Genomic DNA, 20,258 nt, shown 5'->3' with positions numbered 1-20,258 from the left:
AAATATCCCTTTCTATCGATAACGTCTACTTAATCTTTTTTTATTTTTATGTCTAGGCGTCTTAAATCCATCATGACATCAAAGAAACCAAGGAATGCAATGAACTGAGTAAATCCAAACAATGTCAATAAAACAAGTAAAATGATAGACATTGATTTTCCAGTTCTTTTCTTAAAGAAAGCGTATAATAATGCATAGCCTTGAACTGAAAAGACGGTGATAAACAGATACATTAAGTTGGACATAAGAAGCTCCGAGTCCACATATCCTAAATAACTGATGATGTAGGCTAGAAACAGCATTCCCATACTACCGTAAGCAAGATGCTTAGGATATCTAAACTCATCAAAAGTGCCAAGTGGTATATGATCAATTTTCATTCTCTTTAATACCTGATGTGAAACCAACAAATTTAAAGCAGAATACAGCATTGCCATCGCAATCATCAGTGCGGGCATTACCAGCTGAGTGATATAAAGCAATTGATCCATTGCCTTTTGAAGTTCATCTAAAGATGCAGCTGTATCAACGCCAAGATCACTTGCTGCTGTTCCAATACTGGCTTGTAGATCCATCGATACTCTAAAGCTATCTTCAATAACACTTATAAAAGAAACGCCAAATACAAATTCAAGCAATGTAAAGATTATAAATAATCCTATTGCTGCTGAAACGGTACCGATAAAAAGTGTCATTAAGTTAGATTTTCTATTCTTTATAGCTAGCCCCATTGGAAGTCCAATGATCAATGCAAGTCCACCTAGGGTCAAACCATTGATGATTGATATGATTGCCCCAGAAATCAAACTTGCGATCACACCAGCGACAAATACATACAAAGGCTTATTTTTCATAGTCAGAACGATAACAGGAACTGGTAGTAAAAAGGCGAGTACGCCTCCAATGATAGGCACATAATATGCCCCAACAATCATAATTGCAATCAAAGCTGCAAATAATCCCGCTTCAGTTATTTGTCTTGTCTTATTCAATGTGAAAAACCTCCACGTTTTGGAAAATAGTCATTTAGTCTTACCTCTATTGATTATACACTAAAAAACAAACGCTGCCCATCGGACAGCGTTAATTTTATACTTTTGCTTTCGAAACTTAATCGTTAACGAAAGGTAAAAGAGCGATAATTCTAGATCTTTTTACTGCGCTAGTTACCATTCTTTGGTGTTTAGCACAAGTACCAGTTACTCTTCTAGGCAAAATTTTGCCTCTTTCAGTAAGATACTTTTGAAGTTTCTTAGTGTCTTTGTAATCGATAGACTCTACTTTATCTTGACAGAAAGAACAACCTTTTCTCTTTCTACGTCTTTTAACCATTAGTTTTCCCTCCTTTTCTAGAATGGAACATCATCATCATCTTCAATAGATTGAAAATCTTCAAAACTTCCAGCTCCGAAGCTGAAATCGTCTCCTTTAGACGCTGATGACTGTGTCTTTTCTCCCCATTCGAGGAATTCGACTCGGTTGGCAAGTACTTCGGTCGTGTATCTGACCTCTCCTGTATTCGACTTATAGCTGCTGGTTTGAATAGAACCTTGTATAGCCACGAGTTTGCCTTTTGCTAAATATTGTGAGCAGTTTTCAGCCTGTTTTCCCCAAACAACGATTCTTATAAAATCAGCTGTTGGTTTCCCTTGGCTTTCAAATTCCTGCTTTTTTTCACGTGTCAATCCTTTATCGATCGCCATCGTAAAGTTGGCTACTGCCATCCCGCTGCCGGGAACAAATCTGAGTTCTGGGTCTCTTGCCAAACGTCCGATTAAAACAACATTATTCATTACTGAGCCCCCATTTTCAATTATTTGTCTTCTAAATTAACGACGATATAACGAATTACGTCATCAGAAATCTTGAAATTTCTTTCAAGCTCTTTTGGAAGAGTAGAATTAGCCTTAAAGTTTACTAATACATAGTATCCTTCTCTAATCTTTTCGATTTCATAAGCTAATTTTCTGTTACCCCATTCTTCCACTTTTTCTATTTCGCCATCCGCAGCGATAATCGCTTTGAATTTCTCGATTGCTTCATTTCTTTTTTCTTCTTCGAGTGATGGTTTTAAAATAAAAATAGTCTCGTAATTTCTCATCTTTACACCTCCCTATGGACATAATGGCCCTTAAAAAAGGGCAGAGAAGTAGCGGCATTGCCGCACTTACAACATTAGAATTATATCATCGACCTATACACATGGCAAGTTTTTTTTTATTCTTTTGGAATTTTAGTGCCATTTCTATAGATATCTTTGATTCTTTTCTCAATTTTTACACGTGGAATCCAAATTTCTTTACCACACTGATCACACTTGATTACAAAGTCGACTCCAATTCTCATAATCTTGAAACTATGGCTACCACAGGGATGCGGCTTTTTAGTTGTTATTTGATCGCCTACTTCAAGCTTTAGCGGCATATACATCCTCCCAACCTATTGTAATCATTTTTCTAATTTGTGTTTCTTCAATATACTCATACAGTTGTTTACCCGTAAGGTCCTCTGATTTTAATACTTCTAAAATTGAAGACAAATCTTCTTTTTCAAATTTTAAAGAAAGACCACAACTGGCTGTTATATCTCTCGGTGTCGGTATCATTTCTATTGCAAATCGTCCCAACAACAAACGTTCAAAGTGAATGGCTTGGTGTGTTGAACTAAAAGTGATAATCATATAATTTCTTTCCATAATATACTTATTGCTCCTCGAACTATAAGGTAATCGTATTATTGGCCTCATTCATTAGCTCAATAATATTGTACATATTTGTGACGCCACCAACTTGCAAGAAGTCTTTGATTTGATAGTAGTCGAGACATAAACCACAGCTCAAAATTTCAGTTCCATAATCTGATAGTTTTTTAAGATGCTCAATCACTTGGCTGTTTAAAGTCGTGAGTTTTACACCTGAATTTACAAATAAAATTGCTTTGGGATAAGGTTCTGATTCAGATAAGGCATAAAAATAACTCTTAATTAAAGTTTCACCCAGCTCTCTTTCACCATCGCCTAAAGTGTCTTTTCCCACCAAGATCACTAAATTGGCCAAGTCCGGTCTCTTTTGTACCATGTCTTCAGGCGACTGCGCATATGCACCTTTAAAAATACTAATTTCATAATTACCATCAGCCTCTGAAACACTAAAATGAAGTTTTAAACTCTTTGCCAGTTTTGATACATTGTCTTTTGCAACTGCATTATCCACTAAAGTTATAATATTGCCTTCATTAATGCCTTCTAATGCTTTCTTTGTTTCAATTACAGGCTTAGGACAAGCCAGTCCACGTGCATCAATTTTCACTTCCATCACAATCCTCCATTAAAATTGACCCTTTATCAACATATGGTTAAACAAATATTGCAGAATATTGTATTTATAAAAATATATTGCAAATTGTGAGTTCTCTATAGCGACTTGAGTTTCCTGAACCCAAGTAAATGTCTTCAAATAACCGAGTATTGCCATAATGAAATAGACGCTAATCACACCAATGATACCACCAATAATCATACCGCCACCTTGATTCAATTCTTTAAGAATTGGCAATTTAGAGATCATATTTGCAACTGTTTGAAAGATACTAAAAGCGATTAAGAGTAAAAAAACAAGTAAGATAAAACCAAGTCCATACAAAATCATTTTACTCATTTCTTGTGTTGCTATATTAACAAAATCAGTTGTTGTCTTTGTCACCATTGAAGAAAGTTGTGATTTGATTCCAGTTTCAAAATCCAAAGGAAGCTTTAATGTTGCTACTGCACCATCCACTTCACTGCCTGTCATCGCTTGTGGGGAAGACATACTAAATCCAAACAAATCGTACAAATATTGACTGACATGTGTTTTGATTTTATCAGTTGGATCGCCAAATATACCGATTAAAAGATCTGTAAATTGAACGAAGAAAACACGTGCTACAAACAAAGACGCAATCCATTTTACGAAATCTATTGCAGCAACTATAAATCCTTTTTTCCAACCAAAATAGATGCTACTGCCTAGTATCACAACTACCGCGATATCTGTCCAATTCATTTATGCCTCCATTTATCGTAATGTGTAAACGTCCAAATGATCTAAAAATTCTATTGCAAAGCTTTGGCTATTCATTACATGAACATTAACGATGGCTTCTAAAACCGAGTAAGTTTCCTTAACATTACCTGTTAAATCTGTTATTACTACATTTTCAGAATTATAGAGAAGAATCTTATCCTCTAAAAGATTAACGCCAAGCAAGTCTAAAAATGGCGGTTTGAAATTTGCAAGTAAATTGCCATTGTCATCATAGACAACCACCTGTTCCTCTGGTGTCTCAACTGTCATAGCGCTATTATTTGCATTATTAAGATACAGATAAATATGATCACTTAATTTAAACTGACTAATCGTCTGATCGAAAGTTGCTTCGCTCAATTTTTTACCATCATAGTCAAAGCTCATCATCGCATGATCAACCAAAACCACAATTTTATCCTTTTTTAAATGCATCGCATATCCGATGTCCTCTGAGATGTTACTACCACTTACAATGTTTCCATTAAAAGTGGTTATGATCAGCTTAGTGTTAAACTCAGCGTGTTTTAAATCGAGAAGTAAAAAAGCAATATTTTGTCTTTCTAGATTCATCTTGTAATCAATAATCGTACCTGAGGGTAATTCTGTACTGGAAACCGTTTTTAAGCTCTTATCTAAAAGTAAAAACTCATGGTCAGATTTTAATACGCCAAAATAACCACCGCTAAAGCATCTAACTGACTCAATATTACCTATGGCAAACCTTTTTTGAACGATCTCACCAGATTCATTCACTAGAAAAAGGTCACCAGCCTTTTTTTCTGCTAATAACATTTGCTTTGACTCAGTATCAACACTAACATTTTGTGAGGTTATGTCCTTTTCCCATATGAGAATCCCTTTGTCGGAAATGTATTGTAGCTTCGTTCTCCCGACAATGATGTAAGCATCCTTAAGTGCATACACTTGTGCACGATTTTCAAAGTCATTATTTAGATTAAAGTAAATACTATCTGATTTCTTATAATTTTCGTCTACCAATCGCGTTGCTAATGAAACAATTCTTTCAAACTGCATGACAAAAATAATGCATATAATCAAAATAGCAATAGAGATACTTTTCTTCATTTTGGCTTATCCTCGATTTAATCACATTTCAGAAATTTCTTTGTTTCTTCTTGGTGGTTTTTCACCAAAATACATATAAAAGTAAGTCTTAATTCTACCATTATATAATTTTCTATTTTTTGTCGATTTTGAACCAAAAGCATCTTCAAAGTGGTCATAGGATGTAATAATGTATTTTGACCAAGTTGGATAGTCCTTAAACACTTTACCCATAAGAGCATATAACGATTTGACAGCTGCCTCATCCTCAAGTCTTTCACCGTAAGGCGGATTGCAAATCAAATAACCATATTGATTTTTTGTACTGAAATCCCTTACATCTCTAACTTGAAAATGAATAAGGTCCTCAACACCAGCAAGCTCAGCATTTTCTCTAGCTACTGTAATTGAACGACGGTCTATATCGTAGCCTTCGATCTTAATCTCTACATCCTGCTTGATTGCTTGATAAGCTTCTTTTCTAGCATTTTTCCATATGCTAGCATCAATCCAACGCCATTTTTCAGCATCAAAGTTTCTATTTAATCCAGGTGCAATGTTTTTTGCAATCATAGCTGCTTCAATAGCAATTGTTCCAGAACCACAAAATGGGTCTATTAATGGAATAAAGGGTTTCCACTTGCTCACTAATAACAAACCAGCTGCTAGTGTTTCTTTAAGTGGTGCTTCATTGCCTTTTGCACGATATCCCCTCTTGTGAAGACCCGTTCCTGAAGTATCTATGCTAACGGTTACCTCATCTTTTAAAAAATTTACATGTATGCTATAAGTTTCAGCCTCTTCTTTAAACCATTCTACTTTATAAAGTCCTGACAATCTTTTTACAATTGCCCTCTTACTGATGCTTTGAATATCAGATAAACTGAAAAGTTTCGACTTAACTGATTTTGCATTAACTGGAAAAGCCGCCTCTTTAGGAATATATAATTCCCATGGTAGTTGATAGACTTTGTCGAAAAGCTGTTCAAAAGTTGTCGCTTTAAAAGTACCTACCATAATGTAAATTCTTTCTGCGGTTCTCACCCATAAGTTTGCTTTTGCAATTCCTGCTTCATCCGCATCAAATAAGACTCTACCATTTTCTACTACTACGTTCTCAAAGCCTAAGTCCTTAAGCTCTTGACCTACGATTGCTTCCATTCCAAACACTGCACTTGCAATCCCTCTAAACTTCATGATTCACCTTCCAATTTATCTTAAATTCGTTTTTTTTATGTCAATCCACTCTGAAAATTATAAGCTTCAAAACCACATTCATATTCCATTATAACATAAAAGAGGACGCTATGCGCGTCCCTGATAGTGTTAAATGTAGCTGGTTATAATACTTAAAAGTTTATCTTCATCTAGGGGTTTGGGATAGTATTCATCAAATCCATAGTCCCTCATAAACTCCCTTTCATTATCGATTAGCTTATTTGAAATTGCAATAATCGGTTTTACCTTTCGCCTTCTACTTTCTATCTCATCAAAAACCTTAAACCCATCGCTACCTGTGATCATAACGTTCATAATGGTTAGATCAGGCTCATTTTTAAAGTATGCAGCGACTGCTTCTTCGCCATTTGATGCAAAATAAAAATCATATGCCTTAAAGATCTCTAGTGAAAGTCTTAACCTTTCATTATCAATAATCAAAATCTTAGGTCGTTCACGTTTGACTTCATCAACATTATCCTCAAACTTTGGATTGATTTTGTCAAACTGCAAATTTATATCCATATAAACATAATTATCTATCCCTGAACTTAAAACTAATGTCCCCTTGTTACTTTCAACGATTTCTCTTGCGAGCTCAATTCCAAGTACTTGAGAAAACTCAGCCAAAGAATCAAAGGCCATATTATCTCGTATTCTATAATAATCAAATGGCTTATCTGTCTTATTTGGATCAAACTTTGTCAATACCGTTATTTTTAACGCAAGTTGTGAATGGGTCTGTAAAACTTCTGAAATTCTAATCTCTATCAGTTGATTTGCAGATAGATGTAAAGCAAACTCCAATAAATATGCAAGCGTCATTTTCAGACCGAAAGCATCACCAACAACAACCTCTGGTAAAGTTTCTGTATATTGTAAGCTATAACTAGAGTGTTCACTGATTTGATCAAGTGCTAAGACTTGATCAAGAACTTCGTTGATCGCCTGTTTTAAGCTAAAGGTAATCTTTTTAGCATTATATGCAAGTTTCTCAGTTTCTATATAAACCATTAAACGGTTCAAAGTCTCATAAAGCATTTCTGAGTTCGTTTCAAGCATTTTTAAATACTCAGCTTGAACATTGTTATCTGGTTCAATACTAGAATAGGCTTGAAAATAGCCAATAAATGATCTTAATGGCACCCTCAGTGATTTAGAATAATGTTGAATAAAATTAAGGAGGTCTTCGTGTTTTTGCTTTAAGTGTTCGTAAGCATCCACGATACTTGTAATTCTTTTTGTAAACTGCTGCTTATGATTTTCAGTCTGAATTTCAAGAACACCTGATACTTGTTCATTTTTTATAACTGGTAACAGTTTTATCCCGATTTCTTTCAGTAAACCCTCTGAGAACCGTGTTGTTATAAAGTCTTCATGCGAAAACTCACTAAAACAATTTTGAAGTGGACAACCAAAACAAACATCCTCTAATCCAAAAAAGACTTTATAACACTTTTGGGAAAGAATGTCATTAAAATTATTAGAGCAAAAGCGATTTGCCCATATAATATTATAATCTGAATTTACGATGAATGCTGGAACGCTTAAATCGTTCAAGCTTTCATGGATTCCAAGCTTTGAACCAATCGCTTCAAGCCTAATTTGTTCCTTTTCCTTGTTCAATTGTTCAATTTCATGTATCAACGACTCTCTAGAAAGCTTGCTATAGTTCATCAGAAACCTCCTATTTTTTTCTATTATATCAGAGAATTTAACAATTGATACAATGTCTTTAACGCCTAATTATTAAAGCCAAACTTCATACTTACCTTTTTCATTTATTATTTATCTTTTTATTGCCTCTATTCTTCCTTGATCTCTAAGTAATATGATTTTCTCAATTGTAGAAAAACTACCTTCAATAACAACATAGGTTGGCATACTTGCATGACTTTTAAGATTTTGATCATAAATCCCCTTAATAACAACTTCACCAAGTTGAGTCATCACATGATCAAATGAAACATGGACAAGATCAATACTATCGCCTAAATCCACTTGCCAACAGACAAATTCTTCCGGGAGCACTTTTAAACTGGTAATTGCATGATTTTTATCAGGTGAAAGTTGTCCTTCTTGTTTGATAAACTGATCCATTAATAGCGTACCTTCATTTAATGTAACCGATATTTTTTTGCCAATCACTTCTTGATCATTTTCAAAATAATGCCCTATATCAAACGAAGAATCAACCAACACATATTCAATATCAGTCAATGTAATCGTGGTACCTGCTTCAAGTGTGTTCTTTAAAGACACAACTTCTATTAATGCATTTTTATTAACCGTTTTAATTGAATTGACCTCATAATAGGTTAGCAAAAGCCCAAATACTAGTAAACCTATAACCATAACTAACTTTTTCATATATCCTCACAACTCAAAATCCTTAGTTAAATTAAATTTACAAAGAATTTCAATAATTTATCATAGATTCATTGGCAACTGATATTTTAAACGAACATTCATTACTTTTTTGAGATGCCCTTTTAAAATGATTTTCGATACATAATCATAATTGAATGTAACTAAAATATTGGCACTAGAATGATCTGTATCCAAACTAATTTGAAGATTCTTAATCTCATGGTTAATTAATGACCCATCTACTCCTTTAAGATTCTCAGTAAACTGATTTAAGTTATCGCCTTCTAAGTCAAGTCTAGCTTCACTAAACGCATTTGAACTAAATGACATTAACTGATTCATTAAGGCAATTTCTATACTCACTTCTAGTTCTTGATTAAAGTGAGTAAAGAGTGCATATTCTTGAATCATTAAGTAAATAGGCATAACAATGAATAGCAATAAAAAAAAGGCTGTTACAACAATTCCAATTTCACTTGAAGCTTTCGTTTTTTTCATCTTCCTCATGCTACATAACAATCCTTCTAGCGATAAAACCTTGTTCATATCTGAATAGAATCGTTTCATCGACTTTATTAAACAAATTGATTAACTTTGATGTTTTATAGGTTACTTCAACGATTAAAACAGCTGTTTTGCCTCTCATTACACTGTCATTTTTAGCCGATTGAATCAGTACAGTCTCATATCCACTATTTTTAAGATCATTTACTAAATTCTGTCGCATTTCATCAGAAAGTCCGTTTTCAGATTCTGCAATTAAAGTATAATTTCTGCAGATTGAATTGAATTCCAGTTTTTTTATAATTGGGGTAGCCAAATCAACCACGGAAACAAATACCGCCATAATGACGACAATTAATATCCCTATAACGACTACTTGATCAATGTTCATTAATTTGGAAATATCTGAGTACTAATCGAATTTGTCCACCATAGCTGCATATCTGAAATAATTTTACTTGCGAATGTTTGAATGCCTGGAATCAATATGAATGCTGCTACTATTAATCCAATTGCAATTCCTATAACCGAACTAATTCCAAATTCCCCTTTTTCAGACTTAAGAGCAATAACCGTTCTGTTGAACTTATTCTGAAAGCTATTTTTAGCTCTTTTCACAACCTTTACCATCCTCTAATCCTCCTAACTAAATATTATATTTGCTGAATTGAGCATTTGCTCCAGCAATGGAATAAAAATAATCATCGATGCCGCAACTGTAAAGCACACAATTGCATAAAAGTACGTCCTTTTTATTTGTGTTGTATCTCTCCTCAGTTGGGCGAGGTATTTTTGAAAAAGCATCTGATCCAACCTAAGAAATGATTCCTGTGACAAACCACTTACGGTTATACTTTTCAATATTCCTACTAGAATCTCACCCTCTTCGTGATCAAACTTGATCTTTAAATAGTTTAAAGCTTCTTCTATGTCATTGGTTTGCGCTAATATAGCAGACATTGAAATCAGTATTTTTTTTAAAGTGCTTTGATCGACAATTTGATGCATGCTTTTCAATATGTCTTCTGATCTTGCACCAGAAGCGGTTTGAACATATAAATATTTATAAATTCTGTAAAAGTTTTTTGTAAGAAGCGTTGCATTAAGTCTTTCTTTTCTCAGCTTATCGAAGAGTTGAGCTGTCTTTATTGGAATTTTAATTCGCCTTGACTGACCAACCCCTTCTAAATACACTAATAAAATAATTACAGTCGATAAATTAGCTATGATAATGATTGCTTCAGTCATGTAACTTCTCCTATTACAATGTTTAAGACTCTTATGCCCTCAAACTTCAAAGGTTAGTATGTTTTCATATAGCCTTTAATCACTAGAATAATTCCCATAATTACGACAAGTGAAATTATAATTATGAGACCAAAGTGACCACTATAAAAACTTACGATGTAGTCATTGTCTTTAATAACTTTAATTGTAACTAGAATTACCAACATTAAAGATACCAAGATCATCCTGAGCTCGTGTACTAGCTCTGTTTTTCTTTTGTTGACTTCGACTTGTATTGAGGTATATTCATTTTCTAATGCTCTCATTAATTCAGTAACATTACCTCTTCTTTTATATACGATTTCAATATTTGTAATAATGTACCTGAAGTATTCATTAATACAAATTCGCTTCGTGTTTTGAAATGCTTGTTCTGGTTGAATACCAATTTGTATGGATTGATTGAAACGTCGAAGTATTTTTCGTATTGGTTGGTTATCGATAACCCTTTCGATTTCGTACATCGCCGAGATCACATCTTCTTTCTTCATTAATCTAGAATTGAACTGCGTAAGCAATTGAAATAACCCGCGTTCAATTTTCTTAATGAGATGATTCCGTATTATTTCAATTGCAATTAATGGCGTAGCTATCAACATAATGCTTAAGTTCAATTGATAAAATGGATTCAGCCCTGACATTAATACGATAAGTATAACTAAAGCGATATAAATTATATAGAATACTAGCATTTCAGAAAATGTAATATTCTCTTCAATCAGTAGTTCATCAATGTATCTTTGCTTAAGTCTTTGTATAATGTGTTCATTTTTATAAAAGGAAATCATTGCGATTTGAGAGTGATTAAGTTTATTGCGAAAATCGATTTTAACTAATAATCGAAATAACACATAAGTGGACAACCCATTTAAACATAAGATGGCTATTGACATTGGCAATCACCATATGTATATTCTGACTTTGTTATATATTGTTTGGTCGCCATATCAAAACCTGAAACACGACTTATGTTTACAACCTTAAATGATTTAAGATAGATGATATAGTCAATGGTACTAGCGATCATATCTGCTAGCTTTTCATATGGAATTTTAGAATTATTCTCAATTAACATTATCAGCCGATCCATTGCACCTACAACATTTGAGCCATGAACTGTTCCTAATATTCTATGATCGGTATAACCAGCTTGTATAAAATCCCATGACTCCTCACCAATAATTTCTCCGATACAATACGTATCGAGACTCATCGTTAACCCTTCTCTAATCAAATCTTTTAACGCTAAAGGCTTACCCCCGATTTCAGATTTTTTTATCTTTTGTGAAATAACATTTCTTTTCTGTGGATAAATTTCAGAATCTGTCTCACATATCAACATTCTCTCTAATTCATCCCCAGAATCAATCAAGGTTCTTAAAAGTGTCGTTTTACCAGCTGCACCTTTTCCACAGATGAGCATGTTTTTCTTTTCAAAATTAATCATTTTCAGTAGACTCATACTTGCAGCATCTAGAAAACCAAGTGACTGTAATTCTTCCCAGCTATACGAAAACCTCTTGTGCTTTCTTATGTTTAGGGAGGTGCCATCATTATTTCTTGGAGAAATACAGACATTAATTCTCAAAAAATGTTGGCTATCACTAACACGGCAATGATTATCGACTTCATTAATAACGCCACCATTTCTAGTGACTAATAGCTTGCAAAAACGAGTAAATGATTTTTCACTTTCAAACTTCAAGGTTACTCTTTCCTGCTTTCCTCTTCTTTTTACTAAAATATAATCATAATGTGGCACATCAATATCTGATATCTCCTCATCCATTACAAAAGGTTGAAGTAGGCCATAGCCATAGATCGTATCAAATATAATCCGCTTCATTTCCTCTGGATCAAACACGCCTTTTTGCTTATTAATTCTTTTTTCTATCTCTTTTTTTAACACCAGTTCATTGACGCGGCCCTCTTCAACATCAGCTATTAAAGTTGCATAATTGAGCATTAAATCATCTATTAGCTCGTTAATGACCGTTAGATTCGATTTAAGTTCAATTTGACCACTTGAATCAAATGGTGTTATTAGACTGTTTATTACTCCCATTATTTTTTTATTCCAATCCCCTTCCTAACAATCTCTTCATCTGAGCTGTAATAGTGCTCTTTAAATAAAAATTTTAATACAGTATTTCTTTTAATGTCTTTTAGCTTTCTCGATTTATTTAGTATTATTTTATTCTTTGATTTAGCAATGCCTTGTTTTGCTTCAAGTAAATTAATAAACTGATACAGATGCCTAGTTTCTGATAATGCGCCTGATGTAATGAAAATATTTGTATTGCTCATATGCAGGGATAGCAGTGTAATTTCGTCATAAGGAAATCCAGATACGACAACAATCACACATTGATAGTGTTGCTGTAGTTTTGAGAGCAGTATTTTGATAGTATTGACATCATAGTGTTCATAATTATAAATATTGTAATTTCCCAACATAACATCCAAATTTGATGATATTTTTTTTACCAACAAGTCAACACAACTCTTTATATCAACACCTTTTAATATCGAATCTAAAGCGACATTGATTCCTGTATTATCAATGCCTGTCAAATGCGATTTGATACCCGTTTCCAATTGACTAATACCATAAACTTCATCTAAAGATGGGGTTAATACATTACCATCTATCAGAAGTGTTTTTCCATTTACATTATTTGCAATCGTCTGAACCTGCTTTTTTGAAATTATCTGGTGTCCTACTAAAGTGAGCATACCGCTAAAAGATCCCTTTTGACGCTTCTCTTTATGTTCTTTAAAATCCTTTAAGTCAATTTCATTATAGTAATCCGATAGATATTGATAATCCTCCTTTTCAAGAATGAAATCTCTGATTGTTTCTAGGTATGATTTTTTTAGATCTATATTGTATTGCGCATTTATTCTTTTTAGGATTTCATATTTATTCGAGTTGTCAAAATGCAAACACTCATCCCTTTTATATCTAATGCCCATTCTTAACAGTATTTTGTACCACTTAAGTTGATTGAGTGATTTTATTGTTTCATCACTCGGCTGTGACCACACTAATAATATAGGTAGCCATTCTTCACTAATTCCATCCTTTATTTTTTCAATCTCGTCAAAGCAAACAATTGTATTATCTTCTAAAAAATCCAATTGTTCTTCTAAAATAACCTCTGTGCTGTAGATATAGATTTGCATGCATACCTCTTTACCATAATTTGTAAATACTATATCATCATTACCATATTCTGTAAATTATTTTTTTGCAAATAAAAAAGAGTATCTTAAACCGATACTCTTTTAACACTTTACACTTTTTTGTCTTTAACTTTGTTATAACACCCTTCTACCCTCAATAGCTTTAGCTAAAGTTATTTCATCGGCATATTCTAGATCGCCTCCAACTGGTATCCCATGTGCCAACCGTGTCACCTTGATATCGGTACCTTTTAGCAGCTTAGAAATATACATCGCTGTTGCTTCGCCTTCTATTGTTGGGTTTGTCGCAATAATCAATTCCTTTGTTTCGTCGCCTTGCAATCTTATGATCAGTTCACGAATCTTAATATCATTGGGTCCAATCCCTTCCATTGGCGATATTGCACCATGTAGTACATGATAATAACCATGATATTCTTTGGTATTCTCAATAGCGATAACATCACGTGGTGTTTCAACTACGCAAATGAGCTGCTGATCTCTTTTCACATCTTGACAAATTTCACATATATCCTGATCTGTGATATTAAAACATCTATCACAATATCTCACTTTTCTTTTGACATCCAGTATGGCCTCAGCAAATGCAACCGCTTGACTCTGCTCCATATTTACAATATGGAAAGCGAGTCGCTGAGCACTTTTCTTGCCAACACCTGGTAATCTTGCAAATTCGTCAATTAACCGACCAATAGCTGGGATAAACTTTGACATTTAATTCTCCTAGAACAATCCCGGCATATTCATGCCGCCTGTGAATTTACTCATTGTTTTATTCATCGTTTCATCAGCAATTTTCATTGCTTCATTAACTGCAACCATAATCAAATCTTGTAACATTTCGATATCGTCAGGATCAACAATTTCAGGTTTTAAATCAATTGAAATAAGCTCCTTTTTTCCATTTACGACAACTTTGATTGCACCGCCGCCTGCAGTTGCTTCGTAGCTTTCAGCTTCAATTTTTTCTTGTGCATCCGTCATATCTTTTTGCATTTTTTGAATTTGTTTCATCATATTATTCATATTGCCTGGTATCATTGGTCCTCTACCTTTAGCCATAATAAAACCTCCTTAGATTTCTTTTCTATTTAATCTCAAGAACATTGGTATAGTCCTTGAAAAAATCCTTAATTTGTTCTTCTTCACTTTCTTTGCCCGATTGAACCTCTTCTGATACAAACTCTAGCTGAATGTTCTTTTTAACCAGTCGACTTAACATTAAACCTAAAGCATTGACATTTGCATTGCTATTTAAAATTGATAAAAACATTTTGTTTTCAGGGCTTACGTTAACCTGACACTTTGTACCGTTGTAAGCATACGGAGATGCCCCCTGTAGCATAGGCATAATGCCTTTTTTCTCTACAGACGCTTGCTCAATAAACTGTTGCCATATTTCATTAATGTTTGTAATTGTTACTTCTTTATCTGTAAATTCTATAAAGGATTCAATTTCATTTTGTTTCGTTGCAACTTCTGTTTGATGAGTTGTGGTCTTTTCAGTAACAGTTTGAGTCGTTTGAGATTTGGGTGCATCAAAACTCCTTTGCGAAGTATTGAGTTGATTGGTTTTCTTAACTGATATTTCACCATTCTCAATAATCTTTTCTAGTCTTGAAATTCGCTCTAGTAGACTAGAATAGTTCGATTCAGTTTGAGGATATAACAGTCGAATCAACACCGCTTCAAATAATGCACGTTTATTCTGTGCATATTTCAATTGCTTTGATAGTTCCAAAAGATGATCCAAAGCTCTGGAAAAATGTGATGGTGTCACTGCTTTAACTAAATCCTTCAGTGACTCGATATATTCTGTTGAAGCATCAATTAACAGTGAGTGATTGTCCTTTACCATGCTAACAATCAGTAGATCCCGGTAAACTTCTATCATCGAATTAACGAACTGGTTTAAATCCTTGCCTTGCTTCAGTATATTGTCAACCGTTAACAGAACTTCCTCTGACTGATTCTGTTCAATGAATTGTACCAATGTTAATATTTGTGTTTTCTCAACGACACCTAATATCTCAACTACATCTGAGATACTGAGTTTCTTCTCACTGATACTCAAACATTGATCAAGTGCACTTAACGTATCTCGAACAGCGCCATCACTTTTTTGAATAATCAATTTTAAAGCTTCAACATCATACTCTATATCCAACTGACCACAAATATGCTCTAAGCGACCCAAAATTTGTTCATATGAAACACGTTTGAAATCAAACCTTTGACAACGTGAAAGTATCGTTGCTGGAATTTTATGAATTTCAGTTGTCGCTAAGATAAATAACACATATTCAGGTGGTTCCTCTAATGTCTTTAAAAGTGCATTAAAGGCACCTGTTGAAAGCATATGAACTTCATCTATAATATAAACTTTATATTTTCCCCTAGAGGGTGCAAATTTTATATGTTCTCGTAATTCACGAATATCATCGACACTATTATTTGAAGCAGCATCCATTTCAACAACATCTATAAACTGATCCTCTAAAATACTTAAACAATTGGCACATTTATTACAGGGATTCCCATCTTTATTATCTAGACAATTAACCGCTCTAGAAAATATCTTAGCTGTTGATGTTTTACCAGTTCCTCTTGTACCTGAAAATATATAGGCATGTCCATAGCTTTGCGACTGAATTTGATTCTTTAATGGTATCGTTATATGACTTTGACCAATGATTTCATCGAAGTCAATTGGACGCCATTGTCTATATAGAGCTTGATATGACATATTGTCTCCTTAATTTCAATCTAGTTTATGAATTGTACGATTTCAACATCGTTTATTATATCTTGAATTTTATCAGGTGATTCTTTAATTAATCGCTCAATAATTTCTACCACGATTGGTTCAAATTGAGTCGCTTTATTTCTGATGACCTCATCAAGTGCAACATCCATCGATTTTGCAACTGAATAAGATCTTGCAGAGGTCATTGCATCAAAAGCATCTGCAAGTCCAATAATTGCGGCATAGTCTGGAAGTTCTCTTAAATCACATTTTGGATAACCATTTAAGTCATATCTTAAATGATGGTATAAAATGCCTTCCTTAATTTTTTCATCAAAACTAATCGCCTCAAGGATCTGAATACCTTTGACGGGATGATCTTTAATAACCTCGTACTCTTCTTGAGTTAGCTTACCGCGCTTTGCTAGTATATTTTGGTCGATACCAATCTTGCCAATATCATGTAACAACCCAGCAATTTCAATATTTTCAACTTCTTCATTACTATAGCCCATTTCCTTGGCTATTTCAACTGAAAATCTTGAAACTCTCCTTGAATGCCCTTCTGTATACTTGTCCTTCGCTTCAATAACATTTACTAATGCTTCTATTGTACCAAAATATTGATTTCTGAGTTGATCGTAGATAATAGCACGTTGAATAACCATTGATGCTTGGTTTTTCAGCATTTTTAAAATGCTAATATCATTAGGACTCATTTCTTTTGCAAGGGCAATTACGAGAATTGCAATGACTTCATTTTCTACTTCAAGAGGTGCAAGTATTAAATAGTTATAGTAGTCAGTACCAACTTCAATTGATTTTATATTTGTCTCATTTAAAACAGAATGATCAAAATACTTCTCTATTTCAAGTTCCTTTATTTCTTGCTCCGTTAAATTTTTACCTCTAGCTGATCTTAGTTGCCATTTCTTTAAATCATCTAAGACGTATATTGCACCCATTTTTGTATCGAATAAATACTCTATTCGATTAATAATATTGACCAATAAGGCGTCGATGTCCCAGTTACTGATTAGACTTTCATTTATTTGATTAATATATTCAAATTCTCTGTTTTTGCGTAAAATATTACTTTGCATTGCAAGTTCATCGTTTATGGATTTGCCAACACAAATCAACGTGCCATCAGATAACTTAGTTGATGAAAACCGAATGTATTCACAGGCATTCGGATTGTTTGACTTGACCTTCAAATACGCAGCAACGGGTTCATTTATTGACCCTTCAAGTTTAATTAGCCATTGTTTGGTATTGAGTACTGGGTCAAAAATAGAACTTTTTATACCAGAAAAGGTCGCTTGATCATTCATAAACAACTCGCCAATGGGATGGCCAATTAACTCGTTTGATAAATATCCTAGACGCAAGGCTAATGAGGTATTGATATTTAAAACATTCCCCTCCGAGTCAACCTGGAGAATGAACTGTGCTGTCAGCTCCGTTAGAGCTTTATTCAGCTTGTCTTGTAATTCTATTTCCTCAGTTAGATTTAAATCCTTTACAGCTAATTCATCAATTTGGTGCTTTATTTTATCTATTTCAGACAGGTTATTTGTCTTTTGAATTTTCAGGGTATTTATCTCATTTTGATACATATCTTCAGCTTGTCTGAACATCTCAATTTTATACTTGAGTACATCAATATCCGTCAAATCAGAATCAAGTGTATTCAAAGCCTCAAAATCTTCAGTGAAAATCAAACGTGATTTTAAGAAGAAGATATAATTGATAAATCCTTCAAATAAAAGCGTCGAAATTATAAGAATGATTCTCATACCAATCGACAATCCTATAATGACAGAGGTTAATACCCAAACAGACATACAAGCAATTGGTAAATATATGGTTAAAAAAGTAAGTAATAGCAGCTTACTACTGTATTTATGCTTCATATTGCCCCTCACTAGAGTATATTCTACTTAACTCATCTGAATGATTCTCAATAATATCGTTCATTATTCTTAAAAATTGACTAGAATAAACCGTACCTGCCAAATGTTGATTTTCTTTAATGAACATTGGAGCATTAGGTTCTGTTGATTCATAATTCATATAAAGATCGAAATCATTTGCAATTCTAATGATTTGCGCATAATAAGGCTGTTCATTTAAACCGTCAATTTTACAATTTGATAAATCATAATTTATATGATGAAACTCTATTCCTTCTAAGATATCCTTAGTCAGACCCACTTTTTCTACCATTCGCCTTCCAATTGAACCATGATTGTCAATATCATAATAATAATCTAGAGAATGATCTGAAAATGCAAGTTTCCCAACGTCGTGAAGTAATCCTGCCATATAAATTTCATCAACTTCATTTGGACTTAGATATAGTTTCTCAGCAATAAGCTTACAAATATCAGCTACTCTCCTAGAGTGTCCATTAAATCGATCAGACTTAATGTCTGTTGCTGTAACAAAAGCTTCAACCGTTTTAAAGTAATTTGATTTTAATCGATCATATAATAAGATTTTTTCAAGTGCAATTGTGACGTTAATCGAAATGGATTCAAGGAGTTGAATACTATCCTCATCAAATTTATTGTCACTGACTATTGCTAATACACCGAGTGTTTTATTGTAGTTTGTAAGTGGGATATAAAGTACTCTCTTATTATGATTTAAAACATTTTCGATATCCGCTTCTTCAAACAACATTTGACTAATGTCATTTAAAATTACGATTCGATTATTTTTAAAGCTAAATCCTAAATGTGAATTTGTTGGGTTTTTCTTGTTTTTCATTACAAATTCATGGCTATACCCGCCCAAAGCTTTTATTTCAAGTTCATTATTATCATTAACTAATCTTATACTGCAAGAATTATAATTCCCTAAAAATGCGATACGATCGATTGCATCTTGTAAGGTTGTTTCAATTGAATTTTGACCACTTATAATTTTACTAATCTCATTGACAAAATGTAAATCTCTACTCTTTTTTAGATAGGTTTTATTCATTAGATTATCTTGATTTGAGATGGCAGCAATAAATAAAATTCGCTTAATGCTTTCATCATAGAAGATTCTCGCATTTTTACCGTTTGTCACATTATTGTTTTTAAAATGCATATCTATACTTTGAAAATTTCTTCTCCTAAAAAGATCAAATTGTATAGAAGAAATATCTAATAGATCATAAATCTCTAAGTTGTCATTTAAAATTGGGAGATCAATTTTCTGCTTGACACTTTCATTAAGAAAAATTAGGTTGCCTTGGTAGTCTGTTAACCATACATGTGAAGGTAAACTATTCGAAATCTTTGAGAATCCATCACTTAATTTACTCATACGATCTTCTTTTATTTTATACTCTGAGTTTGTCGTTCTAAGAATCAATTGATTCTTTTTCAAATCTTGATAGACTTCATTAGAACTATGATTCTCTTCTTCAAAGTTTCGTTTTAGTAGATTAATTTTGTCTAACTTCTCTTTATAGCACTCTCTTAAAGGGGAAAGTTCTTCAAATGGTACCGGTTTCGAAAGTTCATCAATATCTATAATTAAAAAAGATTTGTCTCTTCTTATAACTGAAATGAGCCATACATTTGAAAATAGCATCAGTATCATTAAAACCATCGTGACACCTAGAATGGCTAGAAATGATATTGAAATGCTTAAATTAAAACCATTAACCAATAACAGTGTCAAAAATAGAATCAAAGACAATTGAAATAAAACGCTACTAAATCCAATTAATAATCTTCGCTTTTCCAATCTAGATAGATTCATGGTTTTCTCCTTCTGTTATTTTTGCCCTACTT

At 33.3% G+C, this 20,258-nt stretch carries 24 protein-coding genes; all 24 read right to left on the bottom strand.

Going from position 1 to position 20,258, the window contains the following annotated elements:
* Positions 1-29 precede the first annotated feature (29 nt).
* Positions 30-992, bottom strand: coding sequence for a YybS family protein (locus tag AC4PID_RS08390; protein WP_492135117.1), 963 nt, complete (start codon positions 990-992; stop codon positions 30-32).
* Between the two features lie 118 nt (positions 993-1,110).
* The gene (gene rpsR / locus AC4PID_RS08385) at positions 1,111-1,332 is read right to left on the bottom strand and encodes a 30S ribosomal protein S18 (RefSeq protein ID WP_492135116.1); all 222 of its coding nucleotides are present in this window, start codon (positions 1,330-1,332) and stop codon (positions 1,111-1,113) included.
* A gap of 17 nt (positions 1,333-1,349) precedes the next feature.
* Complete coding sequence (locus AC4PID_RS08380; RefSeq protein WP_492135115.1) at positions 1,350-1,793, bottom strand: single-stranded DNA-binding protein; 444 nt, start codon at positions 1,791-1,793, stop codon at positions 1,350-1,352.
* A gap of 20 nt (positions 1,794-1,813) precedes the next feature.
* The gene (gene rpsF / locus AC4PID_RS08375) at positions 1,814-2,101 is read right to left on the bottom strand and encodes a 30S ribosomal protein S6 (RefSeq protein WP_492135114.1); all 288 of its coding nucleotides are present in this window, start codon (positions 2,099-2,101) and stop codon (positions 1,814-1,816) included.
* A gap of 116 nt (positions 2,102-2,217) precedes the next feature.
* Complete coding sequence (locus AC4PID_RS08370; protein WP_492135113.1) at positions 2,218-2,424, bottom strand: DUF951 domain-containing protein; 207 nt, start codon at positions 2,422-2,424, stop codon at positions 2,218-2,220.
* The gene (locus AC4PID_RS08365) at positions 2,408-2,695 is read right to left on the bottom strand and encodes a putative Se/S carrier protein (RefSeq protein WP_492135112.1); all 288 of its coding nucleotides are present in this window, start codon (positions 2,693-2,695) and stop codon (positions 2,408-2,410) included. Before AC4PID_RS08365 ends, AC4PID_RS08370 begins: the two co-directional genes overlap by 17 nt.
* A 22-nt stretch (positions 2,696-2,717) precedes the next feature.
* Positions 2,718-3,314, bottom strand: a complete 597-nt coding sequence (gene yedF / locus AC4PID_RS08360) for a sulfurtransferase-like selenium metabolism protein YedF (RefSeq protein ID WP_492135111.1) — start codon at positions 3,312-3,314, stop codon at positions 2,718-2,720.
* 12 nt (positions 3,315-3,326) lie between these two features.
* A complete protein-coding gene (locus AC4PID_RS08355; RefSeq protein ID WP_492135110.1) occupies positions 3,327-4,043 on the bottom strand; it encodes a CvpA family protein in 717 nt (238 codons plus the stop codon).
* A gap of 12 nt (positions 4,044-4,055) precedes the next feature.
* Complete coding sequence (locus AC4PID_RS08350) at positions 4,056-5,153, bottom strand: DUF5711 family protein (protein ID WP_492135109.1); 1,098 nt, start codon at positions 5,151-5,153, stop codon at positions 4,056-4,058.
* A 21-nt stretch (positions 5,154-5,174) separates the two neighbouring features.
* Complete coding sequence (locus tag AC4PID_RS08345; protein ID WP_492135371.1) at positions 5,175-6,332, bottom strand: THUMP domain-containing class I SAM-dependent RNA methyltransferase; 1,158 nt, start codon at positions 6,330-6,332, stop codon at positions 5,175-5,177.
* 126 nt (positions 6,333-6,458) lie between these two features.
* Positions 6,459-8,027: an ATP-binding response regulator gene (locus AC4PID_RS08340; protein WP_492135108.1), complete on the bottom strand. Its 1,569-nt coding sequence runs from the start codon at positions 8,025-8,027 to the stop codon at positions 6,459-6,461.
* Positions 8,028-8,138: 111 nt separating this feature from the next.
* Positions 8,139-8,720, bottom strand: a complete 582-nt coding sequence (locus AC4PID_RS08335) for a hypothetical protein (protein WP_492135107.1) — start codon at positions 8,718-8,720, stop codon at positions 8,139-8,141.
* A gap of 60 nt (positions 8,721-8,780) precedes the next feature.
* Complete coding sequence (locus tag AC4PID_RS08330; RefSeq protein ID WP_492135106.1) at positions 8,781-9,218, bottom strand: hypothetical protein; 438 nt, start codon at positions 9,216-9,218, stop codon at positions 8,781-8,783.
* 10 nt (positions 9,219-9,228) lie between these two features.
* The gene (locus tag AC4PID_RS08325; RefSeq protein WP_492135105.1) at positions 9,229-9,615 is read right to left on the bottom strand and encodes a hypothetical protein; all 387 of its coding nucleotides are present in this window, start codon (positions 9,613-9,615) and stop codon (positions 9,229-9,231) included.
* Positions 9,615-9,854 (bottom strand): hypothetical protein, encoded by a 240-nt coding sequence (locus AC4PID_RS08320; RefSeq protein WP_492135104.1) that lies wholly within the window; start codon positions 9,852-9,854, stop codon positions 9,615-9,617. The genes AC4PID_RS08325 and AC4PID_RS08320 overlap by 1 nt, the downstream gene beginning before the upstream one ends.
* Positions 9,855-9,866: 12 nt before the next feature.
* Positions 9,867-10,472 carry a hypothetical protein gene (locus AC4PID_RS08315; RefSeq protein ID WP_492135103.1) on the bottom strand — a complete coding sequence of 202 codons (606 nt, stop codon included), beginning with the start codon at positions 10,470-10,472 and terminating at the stop codon, positions 9,867-9,869.
* 53 nt (positions 10,473-10,525) lie between these two features.
* Positions 10,526-11,299: a type II secretion system F family protein gene (locus AC4PID_RS08310; protein WP_492135102.1), complete on the bottom strand. Its 774-nt coding sequence runs from the start codon at positions 11,297-11,299 to the stop codon at positions 10,526-10,528.
* A gap of 95 nt (positions 11,300-11,394) precedes the next feature.
* The gene (locus AC4PID_RS08305) at positions 11,395-12,576 is read right to left on the bottom strand and encodes an ATPase, T2SS/T4P/T4SS family (RefSeq protein ID WP_492135101.1); all 1,182 of its coding nucleotides are present in this window, start codon (positions 12,574-12,576) and stop codon (positions 11,395-11,397) included.
* Positions 12,576-13,697 carry a CpaE/TadZ family protein gene (locus AC4PID_RS08300; RefSeq protein WP_492135100.1) on the bottom strand — a complete coding sequence of 374 codons (1,122 nt, stop codon included), beginning with the start codon at positions 13,695-13,697 and terminating at the stop codon, positions 12,576-12,578. The genes AC4PID_RS08305 and AC4PID_RS08300 overlap by 1 nt, the downstream gene beginning before the upstream one ends.
* Before the next feature lie 135 nt (positions 13,698-13,832).
* On the bottom strand, positions 13,833-14,432 hold the full coding sequence (gene recR / locus AC4PID_RS08295; protein WP_492135099.1) for a recombination mediator RecR: 600 nt from the start codon (positions 14,430-14,432) through the stop codon (positions 13,833-13,835).
* A 9-nt stretch (positions 14,433-14,441) separates the two neighbouring features.
* Complete coding sequence (locus AC4PID_RS08290; protein WP_492135098.1) at positions 14,442-14,780, bottom strand: YbaB/EbfC family nucleoid-associated protein; 339 nt, start codon at positions 14,778-14,780, stop codon at positions 14,442-14,444.
* Positions 14,781-14,805: 25 nt separating this feature from the next.
* The gene (dnaX, locus tag AC4PID_RS08285) at positions 14,806-16,464 is read right to left on the bottom strand and encodes a DNA polymerase III subunit gamma/tau (RefSeq protein WP_492135097.1); all 1,659 of its coding nucleotides are present in this window, start codon (positions 16,462-16,464) and stop codon (positions 14,806-14,808) included.
* A 20-nt stretch (positions 16,465-16,484) separates the two neighbouring features.
* Positions 16,485-18,380, bottom strand: coding sequence for an HD domain-containing phosphohydrolase (locus tag AC4PID_RS08280; protein ID WP_492135096.1), 1,896 nt, complete (start codon positions 18,378-18,380; stop codon positions 16,485-16,487).
* Positions 18,370-20,226 carry an HD domain-containing protein gene (locus tag AC4PID_RS08275; protein ID WP_492135095.1) on the bottom strand — a complete coding sequence of 619 codons (1,857 nt, stop codon included), beginning with the start codon at positions 20,224-20,226 and terminating at the stop codon, positions 18,370-18,372. Before AC4PID_RS08275 ends, AC4PID_RS08280 begins: the two co-directional genes overlap by 11 nt.
* Positions 20,227-20,258: the final 32 nt, after the last annotated feature.

This window comes from Fusibacter sp. QWL-12, assembly GCF_058683495.1.
This window is presented reverse-complemented; position numbering and strand designations above follow the sequence as displayed.